At 59.0% G+C, this 13788-nt stretch carries 12 protein-coding genes; 8 read left to right on the plus strand and 4 right to left on the minus strand.

All coding sequences use genetic code 11. The features are described from left to right. Positions 1-65 precede the first annotated feature (65 nt). The 8 genes from gmd (at position 66) to H2037_RS06620 (ending at position 8072) form a co-directional block, all read left to right on the plus strand. A complete protein-coding gene (gene gmd / locus H2037_RS06585; protein ID WP_292119768.1) occupies positions 66-1046 on the plus strand; it encodes a GDP-mannose 4,6-dehydratase in 981 nt (326 codons plus the stop codon). Then, a complete protein-coding gene (locus H2037_RS06590; protein WP_292119345.1) occupies positions 1012-2070 on the plus strand; it encodes a GDP-mannose 4,6-dehydratase in 1059 nt (352 codons plus the stop codon). Before gmd ends, H2037_RS06590 begins: the two co-directional genes overlap by 35 nt. Positions 2071-2276: 206 nt before the next feature. Next, positions 2277-3005, plus strand: a complete 729-nt coding sequence (locus H2037_RS06595) for an ABC transporter permease (protein ID WP_292119349.1) — start codon at positions 2277-2279, stop codon at positions 3003-3005. 28 nt (positions 3006-3033) lie between these two features. Then, positions 3034-4191 carry a chain-length determining protein gene (locus H2037_RS06600; RefSeq protein WP_292119352.1) on the plus strand — a complete coding sequence of 386 codons (1158 nt, stop codon included), beginning with the start codon at positions 3034-3036 and terminating at the stop codon, positions 4189-4191. Further along, complete coding sequence (locus H2037_RS06605; RefSeq protein ID WP_292119355.1) at positions 4191-4868, plus strand: ATP-binding cassette domain-containing protein; 678 nt, start codon at positions 4191-4193, stop codon at positions 4866-4868. The genes H2037_RS06600 and H2037_RS06605 overlap by 1 nt, the downstream gene beginning before the upstream one ends. 981 nt (positions 4869-5849) lie before the next feature. Further along, positions 5850-6173, plus strand: a complete 324-nt coding sequence (locus H2037_RS06610) for a hypothetical protein (RefSeq protein WP_292119358.1) — start codon at positions 5850-5852, stop codon at positions 6171-6173. A gap of 349 nt (positions 6174-6522) precedes the next feature. Further along, the gene (locus tag H2037_RS06615; RefSeq protein WP_292119360.1) at positions 6523-6897 is read left to right on the plus strand and encodes a hypothetical protein; all 375 of its coding nucleotides are present in this window, start codon (positions 6523-6525) and stop codon (positions 6895-6897) included. Then, positions 6897-8072, plus strand: coding sequence for a glycosyltransferase (locus H2037_RS06620; RefSeq protein ID WP_292119362.1), 1176 nt, complete (start codon positions 6897-6899; stop codon positions 8070-8072). Before H2037_RS06615 ends, H2037_RS06620 begins: the two co-directional genes overlap by 1 nt. Before the next feature lie 181 nt (positions 8073-8253). Here the strand turns inward: H2037_RS06620 and H2037_RS06625 are convergent, their stop codons facing one another. The 4 genes from H2037_RS06625 to H2037_RS06640 all read right to left on the minus strand — a co-directional run bounded on the left by H2037_RS06625 (position 8254) and on the right by H2037_RS06640 (position 13768). Continuing rightward, on the minus strand, positions 8254-9753 hold the full coding sequence (locus H2037_RS06625) for a phosphomannomutase/phosphoglucomutase (RefSeq protein ID WP_292119365.1): 1500 nt from the start codon (positions 9751-9753) through the stop codon (positions 8254-8256). A 50-nt stretch (positions 9754-9803) separates the two neighbouring features. After that, positions 9804-10889 (minus strand): glycosyltransferase family 1 protein, encoded by a 1086-nt coding sequence (locus H2037_RS06630; protein WP_292119367.1) that lies wholly within the window; start codon positions 10887-10889, stop codon positions 9804-9806. An 85-nt stretch (positions 10890-10974) separates the two neighbouring features. Continuing rightward, positions 10975-13191 carry an AGE family epimerase/isomerase gene (locus H2037_RS06635; RefSeq protein ID WP_292119370.1) on the minus strand — a complete coding sequence of 739 codons (2217 nt, stop codon included), beginning with the start codon at positions 13189-13191 and terminating at the stop codon, positions 10975-10977. A 115-nt stretch (positions 13192-13306) separates the two neighbouring features. Continuing rightward, positions 13307-13768, minus strand: a complete 462-nt coding sequence (locus H2037_RS06640; protein ID WP_292119373.1) for an Lrp/AsnC ligand binding domain-containing protein — start codon at positions 13766-13768, stop codon at positions 13307-13309. Between the last annotated feature and the right edge of the window lie 20 nt (positions 13769-13788).

A 13788-nucleotide genomic window follows, 5' to 3' on the forward strand; every position in this document is an offset into this window, starting at 1 on the left:
GTTGTCTAGCGACGCGCTTGCCCTCTATTTCACGCTTCTCGCTAAAGCTGGAGCCTTAGGCAATGATGAAGAAGTGCGCAGTTGTGACCGGTATCACAGGCCAAGACGGCGCCTATTTGGCGCAACTGCTGCTTGAAAAGGGCTACAAGGTCGTCGGCGTCGTTCGCCGGTCGAGTCATTTCGGCGTCGCGACGCACCGACTGGATTGGCTGGGCATCACGGACCAGGTCGAATTGGTGGACGGGGATCTTCTCGATTTGGGCGGCATGGCCCGGATCATCCGAGAACACCGACCGGACGAGGTCTACAACTTAGCTGCACAATCCTTCGTGAAAACCTCCTGGGACCAGCCCAGCTTGACGTCACAGGTCACTGGCGTTGGCGTAGTCAATGTTCTTGAGGCAGTTCGCCTCGAAGCGCCCGAGGCCCATTTCTATCAGGCGTCCTCATCCGAAATGTACGGCCTCATTCAGGAGCCGCAGCAGAGCGAAAAAACGCCCTTCTACCCTCGGTCTCCCTATGCCGTCGCCAAGCTCATGGGCCACTGGATGACCGTGAACTATCGCGAGAGCTTCGACATGTTCGCTTGCTCGGGCATCCTGTTCAATCACGAGTCGCCCCTACGAGGCCTGGAGTTCGTCACTCGCAAGGTCACCGATGCGGTGGCGCAGATCAAGCTTGGCAAGCTGGACAAGCTGCCGATGGGCAATATTGACGCCAAGCGCGACTGGGGTCACGCTAAGGACTATGTTAAAGCGATGTGGGCGATGCTGCAGCATGATGTGGCCGACGACTATGTCGTGGCTACCGGACGGACCGTCACCGTGCGAGACATGATCACCGTGGCCTTTGATCACGTCGGCCTCAAGGCCGATAATTATGTCACTATAGACCCTCGCTTCTTCCGTCCAAGCGAAGTGGATGTCCTGTTGGGAGATCCGGCAAAGGCGACCAACACCCTCGGTTGGAAACCGATGATAACCATGGAAGAGATGATCCAAGAAATGGTCGATGCCGACCTGGTACGTCACGGCTGGCGCGCCTAAGCTCGGACCGAAACGCGACCAAAACACAGGCCCGCATAAAAATGTCCGAGCTTGCGACAGAGTGAAAGTTCTCATCACAGGCGCTTCAGGGTTCGTCGGCCGTCACCTTCTGGCCGGGCTTCCGACAGCGATGCCTCAGGCCGATATCCTGGCCGTTCGCGGCCCGACGGGGCGGGGGGACGGCCCCGCGATTGATCTTGCTGATGAAGCCGCCACTCACGCAATTGTCGAAACGTTCGCTCCCGACATGATCGTGCATTTGGCCGCCCAGTCGTCTGTCGGACACGGCTCTCATTCGCCCGACGCCGTTTGGCGGGCCAATTTCGATGGCACTAGAGCGTTGGCCGAGGCTGGTCGAAAGCTTGGAGAACGGAAAGGGCGTGCTGTTCGCTTCATCTTTGCCTCAAGCTCCGAGGTTTACGGGATGCAGTTCAATCATGGACCATGCGATGAGGATGCCGGCTTCTCACCACGCTCCGTCTACGGACGAACCAAAGCCGCATGTGAACTGGCTCTCAATGATCTAGCCGGACCCGCCCTTAAAGCCACATCCTTGCGGCTATTCAACCACACAGGCCCTGGGCAAGACGCCCGCTTCGTTGTTCCTGCGCTCGCACTGCGCGTGGCGGCTCTCTCCGCTGGAGAATCGGGGCCCATCGCCGTCGGAAACCTCCAGGCACGCCGAGACTTTACGGATATCGGGGACATCATCGAGGCCTATTTAACGGTCATGAAGCATGACCCCCCGCAGGAATCCGCCTTCGCCGCATTCAATGTGGGTTCAGGCGTTACGCGGACGATGCAATCGATTGTCGATCGGCTGGCCGAAGTTCGCGGATCTCCCGTCGAAGTTCGGCAAGAAGGGGCGATGCTTCGGCCCGGCGAAATTCTTGTCACCGAAGGTCGATTCGAACGATTCTCAGAAACATACGGTTGGCGACCAACGCGCCCTTTCGACGACACTGTTCGTCAAATGCTGGAGCACGCGTACGCCAATACCGCAGCCTCCAAGGAGCTTCCATAAGCGCCTGGACCGGTAAGATTTCAACCGCACCCCCCGTTCAAGTTCGGCTTGCGTGGGTCATTACATTCAGTATGGTCCGGCCGCATGAGGACGTGGCGAATTAAACTTGATGGCGACTCGATACAGCCTTTTCCCAGCACCCACCTGGGGTGGGTTTTTCAATGACGACTAGGCCCCTCAAGCATGTCAAGATCATAGGGGCTCTGATGATGCGGGAATTGTCGACCCGGTTTGGCCGGGACGGTTTAGGCTTTGCCTGGCTGGTTGTTGAGCCTTTGGCGTTCTGCGTTGGGGTCATTCTGCTCTGGTCGTTGCTGAAACCTGAGTATGAACATGGCCTTCGAACAACGCCTTTTATCTTCACGGGTTATACGTCCATCGTCCTAATCCGACACTTAGTCAGTTTTTCCATGAATTCGCTCGCGGCAAACGTTGGGCTCCTACACCATCGTGATGTCACAGCTGTTCATATCTTCCTGAGCCGGAATTTCCTTGAATTCGCTGGCGCAACTCTCTCTTTCATCCTCGTCTATTTAGCCTTGTTCTCATTTCAACAGATTGGCGCTCCGCATGATCTGCTGCTGCTTTACTGTGGTTGGTTCCTGTTAGGCTGGGTAGGTATGGGGTTTGGCCTAATGTTGGCTGGCTTAGCCATGCAGTTCGATGTGATCGAACGAATCGTCCCTGTAGTGACGTATCTTTTGATCCCACTGTCCGGCGCTTTCGTGATGGTCGAGTGGATACCCTACCAATGGCGTGAGCTCTATCTGCTGTTGCCCTTCGCGCATGGGATAGAAATGATCCGCAGTTCGGTATTTGGTGAGTTCACAAAAACCCACTACCACCCGGCCTATGCCGTGGCCTTAGCGACTGTGATGAACGTCCTGGGTCTACTCCTGATATCTATTTCCAAGAATCGCGTAGAAATCGAATAATGACGCCCCCTAACCCTGTGATACACGAATGACCCAGACCAAGCTGGAATACGTGGGGGCCGGTCGGAGTCTTCCGACCGCTCCTGAGCGGAAATGGTGGCAGAAAATCCCTCTGTCGTTACTCATTGTCGTAGGTGCTCCGACTCTAATCGCCGCGATCTATTATTTCGGCATCGCCTCGCCCCAATATGTTTCCGAGGCTCGTTTTACTGTCAGGTCCGCCAACCAGTCGCAGCCGTCTTCGATCGGAATTGCACTACAGGGCGTGGGACTGTCGCCTGCGGCGACTGATTCCTTTGCTGTGCACGAGTTCATCAACTCGCGTGACGGTTTGAACTACCTCGAACAGCGCATCGACGTGAAGTCGGTCTTCGCCCCCCCCAATGCAGATATGTTCTCTCGCTCACCCCGGCTTTGGGAAGGCCATACGGAAGAAGACAAGTTCTCCGGCTTGAAGCGGTTCGTGACCGTCGGTTATGATTCATCGACCGGCATCAGCACGCTTCGCGTTAAGGCTTTCAGCCCAAACGACGCATCTGCCGTGGCGAATGCTCTGCTCGACGGCGGCGAAAACGTAGTCAACTCTCTCAATGAGAGATCGTCCAATAACGCCATCATCGAGGCGCGGGCAGCGTTGGAACGCGCGCGTGCTAAAGTTGACGTCACCCAAACGAATATCGCGGAATTCAGAGCCCAAAGACGCTTTCTCGACCCCGAAAATAGTGCACGAGAATCCGGCAGTCTAATAGCGAACCTTCGTTCGACCCTGGCCAACCTCAACGCTGAACGCAGCCAGTTGATGAGCGAAGCCCCTAATAGCCCTCAGCTTCCGATCCTCAACGGCCGCATCGCTTCCTACGAGCGACAGATCGCGGACGAGCGCGCCAAGATCGTCGGCGAGCCGGGATCGCTTGCTCCGCAGATCGGGGTCTATGAAGATTTAATGATGCGTCGCGAACTTGCGGGCAAGGAATTTGCGGCAGCGACGACCGCCCTGACTTCGGCCGAACAGGATTCTCGACGGCAGAAACTCTATCTGGAACGGATTGTTCGCCCCAATACACCAGACAAAGCGATCGAACCTCAAAGGTTGATTATGCTGCTGACGATTTTCCTTTCAACTCTTCTCGCGTATGGCCTCGGCTGGCTAGTCTACGCCGGCGTCCGGGAGCACAGGCAGACCTGATGAACTCCACGCCATCGGACATTGGTCTCTCGGTTTCCGATCTGTCCCTAAAATACCACACCGCGCACCGGCCCACCTTTTCGGGACTGTCTTTCGATCTTGCCCGAAATGGCCGGCTAGCGATACTGGGCCGCAACGGTCAGGGCAAATCGACGCTTATCAAGCTGCTTGGTGGCGTGATCCAGCCCACCCAGGGAAGTATCCGCTGGGGAATGACCGCATCCTGGCCAATTGGCTTCGGTGGTGGGTTTCAGGGCAGCACCAGCGGCATCGATAACTTAAAGTTTATCTCCCGTCTGTACGGCCGCGACTACAGGGCCGTCTTAGAGTTGGTCGATGATTTTGCCGAACTGGGCACGATGGCCCTCAGAATGCCCGTCAAACACTACTCCTCGGGAATGCGTGCTCGCCTTGCGTTCGGGATATCTCTAGCCGTTGAGTTCGATTGCTATCTGATCGATGAATTGGTCTCCGTCGGCGACGCCCGGTTTCAGCGCAAATGTGACGAAGAACTCTTCAGCAGGCGGGCCGATCGCGCGTTCCTAATGGCTTCGCACGACGTAAACCTCATCGCGACCCATTGTGAGCGGGCACTGATTATAGAAGGCGGCAAGGCCAAGGTCTTTGACGACATTCAGGAGGCTGTTGATGTTTATCAATGGCTCAGAGCAGCATGATCAACGACTCGACACGCGGACCGGAGAATAATCAGGCTGGGCTGCGTGTCGTCGGCGTAGTCGTCGTTACTCCGTCAGCAACCTATCATCCGTGGAACGCCGCTCTAACGGACGGGATCAGATCCGCTGGATATGAGCCGATTCCCTATGGGGGCGAGCCCCCCCAGCTGTCAGCCTCAGATCGCCCAAAGATCATCATCACTCATGACCCACTTCTAGTAACCGAGATAAAACGGGATTGGACCGTCGCCATACTGGGCGATATTACAACGTCTGCAGCTCAGTGCGCTTCGTTGTTCGGCGCCGCGCCAGAAGGCGGCTTGCAGATCGCTAGCTTGATCTTGGCCAATTCCGCCCTTCTGCCTAGAGACACCGTCTACCTTCCCAATAGCTTTACCCGTCCGACTGTGACCATCGGACCAAACATTGAGATCGTCGTTCCCACTACACGAGAGGAATGGCCTCCCCTCACGGCGGAGCAGGCCTTTCAGAAGGCGCTGGCGCTCTATCAGGGTTGGCCGGATACGCCCCAGTCATCCGCACGCTGGGAGCCCGAGGTGTTTCGGTTCGATGACCGCCACAGGTCCGCCTCCCGACCGGATTGGATTGTCGAGTTGGCTGGTCGAGCACGAGCCCTCGTATATGGCCCCTACATAGGACTACGACCGGGCCGCTGGTCCATCACCGCCCGGTTCATCGTAGACAAAGACGCAGCCCTGCATCGACTGCGTTTTGAATGGGGCCACACAAGCTCCACCACGAGCTTCACCCAATCTCCAGAGCGTCCCGGCGAGTTCGCCGTACGGCTCACCCATGAGTGGCATGAGCCCGCAACAGCGGAGTTTAAAATCATCGTCGCCCAAGGCTCTCTAGGCGGTGAACTGGAATTCCAAGGCGCCGATTTAGTACGTGAGGGTGACCCCATAGCGATCACGGATTGTGCAACCGAACTGGAAACGAGCAGCTAGGGGAGACGCAGGTATGTTTAGCCTGAAAACACGCGAGAAGGCGGCTCCTCGGAACCCTCTAGAAGGCCGGCTTCTCGACGGGCGGAGCGTTGAATCTTCACCGAATCTGATGGATCACTGTCAAAACGCCCTCAACGATGGTTCCTACCTCATGCTCGCCAACGCCTTTCCGTTAGGTGTGGTAGCTCGGCTGAACCTTCAAGACGGGAGCTATGTCGCGGCGATCGCGCTTGATTCCGACAGCCAAGGGGCAACGATCTACTCGCTCCATCAGACGGAAGGACGTGATGAAGAAGTCGCCCGGCAGATGGTCGCTACGATCTTCAATCCAGCCTAAAATTTATAAGCCATGGAGTGATTGCGAACTAGGAACCTACGGCTTGCAGACAGATCGCTCCCACGCGCACTGCTGGACCGCTTAGCCGCGACGGCGAGGCAGCTAAACAGGATGATCGGCCATCCTCCACAAGGGTCACCCGTATTTCGCTATTATGGCATGTTCTGTGCCGCCGCATTCGACACAAATTATGCTTAGCATAGCCGCATAATAGCAGCGCCTATATGAGATGCGGGCGTCGCAGTCGGTGATCTGCTAATCGCTTTTTCCTGGAAGAAATTCGCCAAGCGGAAAATGGGTGGACCCGCTTCGCGCTTGACCTATTTTTATATCAACTGAGTGGATTTCGTTGGACAACAGCACTCTGAAACGGCGGCTCGCCCGCTTCACCCGGTCAATGCGGGTCTCCATGGGCCTTGCCTCCAAGGTCGGACATGGCCCTGCAAGCCTGCCATTTCGGCGGGAAACGCCACAGGGATCGGGAACGAAGAGTCGCGTTGATGCACTTGAAGTTGATCTCGAGCGCTTGGTGAGGGGGTGGGATCAACACCTGCCGCAACTGATTGCCACGGTCGCTAATGTTCGCGCCGATGTATTTGAAGCGGCACAACTCCAAATCCGATTGCAGCGACTCGAGGAGGCTGTCGCACGGCTGGAATCTGAGGCTGGCGTTTCGGTGAAAGCAACCGCTCGGGAAGCGGGCAAAAAGAAGAGGCAGGGTTGATGTCGACCACAACCGGTCGACGCATTGTCATCATAAGCCCATCGCTTCTGGCTCAGGATGCGGTCGGGAATGCAACGACGGAATTGTATCAGGCGCTGGAGAGCGTTCCTGAAAACAATGTGACGTTGTTAACACGCGGCACCAACCGTACCGATGTTCCCGTGACGGTCATTACAACAATGACCGACATGATGTGCAATGATACGTTCCTCCGCGCCGATGTGCTGATCTACACCTACGCCATCTTCAGTGATCTTTTCGACATCATGTTGATTGGGAATGGTAGAGCCGCTCAGGTGGTCCGCTTCCACAATGTAACCCCGGCGAATCTGGTCGCGGAACGGGATCGACCTTTGATCCAGCGGTCAATGCGTCAAATCCAAGTTTTCCGCTCTGTAAATGAGGTCTGGGCGGACAGCCAAGAGAATGTCGCGGAACTGATGCAACGGGGAATCCGTCCTGAACGAGTGCGGGTCATGCCGCTCGGGGTCAAAACGCTGGCCCAGGGCTCGTTTTTGAGCAAGCGGTCCGGCCCGGTCCGGTTCATCTACGTCGGCCGAATCGTACCGGCCAAAGGGGTGGACGAGTTAATCGAGGCGGCCGGGCTCCTTCATCGTGATGCGAAATTCGATTTTAGTCTCGACATATGCGGCAACCTGAAACACTCGTCTCCAGAGTTCATCGACCGCTTGAAGAAGCGAATTTTGCAACTGAACCTGTCCGATAAAGTCGTGCTTAGAGGTTCAGTTTCGAATGCAGAATTGGCCAGCGCTTACCGTGACGCCCACGCCTTCGTCACGGCATCACATCACGAAGGGTTTTGCGTGCCGGTGATTGAGGGCTTGGCCGCTGGCTGTGTGCCGATCAGTTATTCCAATAGCAATCTAAGATACATCCATGGTGGATTGGGACGAATGGCGGACTCCGCCACACCCACGGGCCTAGCTGAAGCAATGAAGTCCGTAGGTGACGCCATGACAAGATATTGGTCCGGCGACCCGGTTACGCTGAACTTGGCTGGGGGCACGATGAGCTTCGAAGCGTTCTCTGCCGCCGCCGAAATCTATGTCGCCGAATTCGATCCTGACCTTAGAGCGAAGAGCGTGAGGGATCGCGTGACGGCCTTAACCACCGATATTGACCCAGCCCTAACAGTCCAGTCCTCCCGGATCTGAAATCCAATGCGCTTCTAAGGGTCAACGCCGACTTCGACGACTCTCTCAAGTCCCACCTTCACAGAAGCGGGTAGTCGAGCCTCAGGATTCCCTACTTCTATAGTCCTTTGTGCGCCAGAAGTGTGGGTTCAACCGCACAGACGTTCATGTATTTCTGTAAGCTAATGATAATTCAGCGCCTTCAGATTTCCTGATTGAAGGCACCGATTTCGGGATAGGCGGCCAGGCGCGGCTTGATCTCCTTGCGGAACAGGTCGCGCATGTCGTCCTCGGAGCGCATGCTCTCGACCACCACCACCAGCTCGGGCTTGTTCGACGAAGCCCGGACCAGGACCCAGGAGCCGTCCTCCAGGTGCACCCGCACGCCGTTGACGGTGATGGCCTCGAGGATCTTACGTCCCAGGATCTCGCCGCCGGCCTCGGCCAGATTGGAGTATTCCTTCACGATCCGCTCCAGCACGCCGTACTTCAGCTCGTCGTCGCAGTGGGGCGACATGGTCAGGCTGGTCCAGGCGTCCGGCAGGGCGGCCTTCAGTTCGCTGAGTGTTTTGCCCGGATTGCGGTCCAGCATGGCCAAAACCGCCCCGGCGGCCACCAGACCGTCGTCATAGCCATGGCCCAGATCGCCGGCCATGAAGAAATGGCCCGACTTCTCGAACCCGGCCAGGGCACCCAGTTCGGCGGTCTTGCGCTTGATGTAGGAGTGGCCCGTCTTCCAGTAGACCACTTCGGCGCCATTGGCCTTAAGGATTTCGTCGGTCTTGTAGAGGCCGGTCGACTTCACATCGACGACGAAGGTGCTGTCCGGATAGACCTTGGACAGGTCGCGGGCCAGCATCAGGCCGATCTTGTCGGCGAAGATCTCCTCGCCCGTGTCGTCCACCACCCCGCAACGGTCGCCGTCGCCGTCGAAGCCCAGGGCCAGGTCGGCGCCCGTCTCGCGCACCCGCTGGGCCATCTGCACCAGCATGGCGTGATCTTCCGGGTTCGGATTGTACTTGGGAAATGTGTAGTCGAGGTCGGTGTCCATCTCGATCACCTCGACGCCCATCCGGCGCAGCGCGTCGGGGGCGAAGGCGCCGGCCGTGCCGTTGCCGCAGGCGCAGACCACCTTCAGCGGCCGCTTGATCCGAACCTTGGAGGCGACGTCGGCGACATAGGTCTCGCGGAAGTCCTCGACCCGGACCAGTTTGCCGCCCGGCCGGGCCACGCCTTCGCCGTTCAGCACAATCTGCTTCAGCCGACCCATCTCTTCCGGCCCGAAGGTCAGCGGCTTGTTCGCCCCCATCTTGACCCCGGTCCAGCCGTTCTCGTTGTGGCTGGCGGTGACCATGGCGACGCAGGGCGCGTCCAGCTCGAACTGGCCGAAATAGGCCATCGGCGACAGGGCCAGACCGATGTCCAGCACCTCCATCCCGCCTTCCAGCAGGCCCAGGATCAGGGCCTGTTTGACGCTGAGGCTGTAGCTACGGAAATCATGCCCGACGACGATCTTCGGCGCGACGCCGATCTCGTGAACATAGGTGGCCAGGCCCAGGCCCAAGGCCTGGATGCCGAGGAGGTTGATCTCCTTCTCCAGAATCCAGCGGGCGTCGTACTCTCGGAAACCTGTCGGCTTCATCAGGGCCTGGGTCTCATAGGCCGCTGTGTTCGGCTTCAGGTCTGGGCGCGGCTTGAGCATGGCTCTTCCTTGGGCGATCTGACTTAAGGTGATTGATGACGCGCGTCCGCTCAGGCCGCGGCGCGCTTTCTGATCCGGGCGATGCGGCGAAGGCGGCGCCAGAAGCGGCCGCGCTCGGGTTCGGGGTAGGGTTCAAGGTTTTCGACGAACTGCTCGGCCGAGGCGCGCCAGCTGAACTTCTCAGCGTAGGCGCGGACGTCGCGGCGGTCGAGCTCGAGACATTTCAGGCAGGCGGTCTTCAGATCCTTGTCGACCACCCCCGCGTTCGAGCCCGGTATGATGTCGATCGGCCCGTGGGCCGGATAGGCGGCGACCGGCGTGCCGGCGGCCATGGCCTCGAGAATCACCAGTCCGAAGGTGTCGGTCCAACTGGGGAAGACGAAGACGTCCGCGTCGCGGAAGCAGCGGGCCAGGTCGTCGCCGAACCGGGCGCCCAGGAATTTGGCCTCTGGATACTTTTCCTGAAGCTCGGCCCGCGCCGGGCCGTCGCCGACGATGATCTTGGTGCCCGGCAGGTCCAGTTCGAGGAAGGCCTCGATGTTCTTCTCAACCGCCACCCGGCCGACATTGAGGAAGAAGGGCCGGGGCCAGTCCTTTCCGCCCATCTCGTCGTAGATGCGATCCAGGTCCGGGTTGAACATCTCGGTGTCGACGCCCCGCGACCAGGGCGAGACGTTCTTGAAGCCATGCTCGACCAGTTCGTCGCGCAGGGTCGGCGTCGCCACCATCAGCCGGCCGGACGGCTTGTGGAACCATTTCATATAGGCGTAGCCGACCTGGACCGGAATCGGGAACCGGGCCGAGACATATTCGGGGAATTTGGTGTGGTAGCTGGTCGTGAACGGCAGTTTCCACTCCACGCAGATCCGCCGTGTGGCGATGCCGATAGGACCCTCGGTGGCGATATGGACGGCCTCGGGCTCGAAGGCGCGCAGCATTTCGCGAATCTCTTCCTCCGCCCCGAGCGCCAGCCGGATTTCCGGATAGGTCGGGCAGGGAATGGTCTTGAACAGGCTGGGTTCGATGACCTCGACCTCATGGCCCATGCCGCGACATTCCGCGACCGTGCGGGTCAGGGTGCGGACGACGCCGTTGACCTGAGGTTCCCAGGCGTCGGTGGCCAGAACGATGCGCATTGAGGCGGGCGGACCCTGAGCCGTTAAGTAAGGGCGGAACTTCTAGACGGTTCGAATGACGAAGGCGAGACGGATACGAGGCATCTCAGAACAGTTCGAGCGCCGAAGTCAGTTCTGGTTTGAGGGCTCCAAGCGACATCCTGACTTGAGCGTAGGCGGCCATGATGTGGTAGAAGGAGCTGGCGGGGGCCGGTTCGTCCATGAAGCTCCCTGTCTCCAGCATCTTGTCACGCCACAAACCGGCCGGGGTCAGGTAGAGCCAGAGGGCCTTCTGCGCGCGCTCGGCTTGAGTCAGGCTCAGGTCCCGACGACCGTCGTCGGTCAGAATGGCGAGGATCAGCGAGGCCTTCAGCCATTCGGTCTGCGGCCACAGTCTGGCCCTGGCGTTGCGGACGCCACCCTCCACATCGAGGGCGTCGATCGCCACGCCACGCTTCGGATCGACTCCTTTCAGTCCGCCTTCGTAAAGACGCCAAGCGACCTCCAGGACGTCGGGCGCAGAACGGGCACGGGCGTAGCGGGCGAGCAGCCAGGCCCATTCGAACTGATGTCCCGGCTCCACGAGCGAACCATCCAGGCCGGGGGCTGGGGACCAGTCGGACGAGAAAAATTCTCGTAGCAGTCCGGTTCCCGCGTCGATGAACTTTGAGCGGGCGAGGATGACGATCCGATCGGCCAGCACATTCCAACCTGAGTCGCCGCCGGCCTCTTCCCAGGCCAGGGCCGCCTCCAACAAATGCATGTGGGCGTTCGACTGATAGGGATGAGGGCCGACCTCGATCAATCCGCCTTCCGAAGGACCGTTTTCGAGCAGATGATCCCGGATCGCGACGGCCTGCTGTTCCGCGACAAGTTCCGGCATCGTCTGCCAGGCGCCGGCGAGGGCGAACATCAGGAAGGCCTGGTCGTAAAGCGCGACCGTTTCATCCAGCGGATCACCAGACGCCGACAACTGAGCCCGCATGAGTCCTTCAGAATTGAGCGAGCGTCGGTTCAGCCATTCCAGGCCGCTCCTGACCGTCGCCTGCCAAGGCCCCGCCCATCCGAGACGCCCTGCTTCGGCGTAAACCTGTATCTGGCGCGCTTGGACGCGGGCCCGCCGCACCGCGCCGAGTTGTCGTCCGTCCTGCCCCAGCAATTCCTCAAAACCGCCCTCTGTATTCTGACCTAAAGTACACCAGGTAGGCAGCGCCGCCTGTCGCATCCAGGATGCGAACCGAACGGCCCCGTCGGCCAAGGCCTCTTCCTGGGGAACAGGAAAGTCCAGGTGATGTGGTGAGAACGTTTTCAGACGTTCGACAACCTTCTTGACGTCTTGACTGCGTTTGAGGTCGGTGACCAGGACAGCGTCCTTCTCGACGATAATGCCGAGATTGGAAACGCCGATGGCCGCCACCATCACGCCGTCGCAGGCACGCACCAGGCAATTGTCAGCATCTTCAAATATATGAAGTCCGACATCGCCTTCACCTGTCTTATGCACCGAATCCCAGGCGCCGAGATCGGACCATTCGAAATCGACCGGGAGGACCGACGCGCGTCGCGTCTTTTCCATGACGGCGTAGTCGATCGAGATCTTGGGCGCGGTGGCGAAGCGCCGGCTCATGAAAACGGCACCGCCGTCTAGGGTCGCCTCGTCCAGGGCTTCCGCCACCGTCTCCGCCAATCCCGCTGTCGTCTGCGTGATCTCGTCGCGGAGAATGTCGGCCCGGACTATAAAATTGCCGCTGTTCCAGAGATATCCTTCGGCGATATATCGCTCAGCAGTGGCGACATCGGGCTTTTCAACGAAAGACTGCACTTTGGACAAGCCGGCCGAAACTGGCGCTATATAGCCATAGGCGGAGGAAGGACCGGTCGGGACTACGCCGAGTGTGACGATGCGACCTTCGGCGGCCGCCTCCCCGGCGATCTTCGCCGCTTCCCGGAAGGCTGCGTCATCCGGGATGTGATGATCGGACGCGACGAACAGGTTCACAGCTTCCGCATTGTGGCGGAGTGTCCAGATCGCTGCGGCAGCCATGGCCGCCGCCGAATCCCGGCCTTCGGGCTCCAGTAGAACGACTGCGTTCCGGCCGATTTCATTTAGCTGGTCGCGAATGGCCTGATGGTGGACCACTCCACCCACAACGATCAGTTCGCCTGAAGGTCCGATCAAGGGAGCGACACGCTCCACCGTCTCTTGGAACAACGAACGGTTGCCTGCGAGAGGAATGAACTGTTTTGGCCTGGAAGGGCGGGACGCGGGCCAGAGACGCGTTCCGGAACCACCACACATGATCACGGGGAAAATTACCGGCATCGATTCCTCGCCACCCAATCCATCCAACAGACCGAGGCTTTACGAGACTGGTTCGCGAACGTCACCCCAATAAAATCACCGCAAAGCTTTATGGTTGATGCCTTTCGCGTGTGTTTTACAACGGCAACACCGTCGTCGATTTCACCTCCTCCAGCACCGCATAGGTCCGCGTCTCCCGGACGCCGGGCATCCGCACCAAGACGTCGCCAAGGAAGGCGCGATAGGCGTCCATGTCGCCGACGCGGGCCTTGATCAGATAGTCGAAACCGCCCGCGACCATATGGCATTCCAGTACTTCGGGCTGGCTGCGCACGGCGACAGCGAAGGCGTCGAAGACGTCGCCGGTGGTTCGGTCCAGCAGGACCTCGACAAAGATCAGCAGATCGCGGCCGACCTGGGTCGGGTCGACCATGGCGGCGTAACCGGTGATGATCTTCTTTTCGCGCAGGCGTTTGACCCGCTCGAAACAGGCGGCCGGCGAGAGGTTGCAGCGTCGCGCCAGCTCGGCGTTGGAGATGCGGGCGTCGGTCTGAAGCACTCGCAGGATGCGGCGATCGACCGCGTCAATATCACTCATCGGAAAACAAATCACATGGC

Source organism: Brevundimonas sp., assembly GCF_013912065.1.
GTDB lineage: Bacteria > Pseudomonadota > Alphaproteobacteria > Caulobacterales > Caulobacteraceae > Brevundimonas.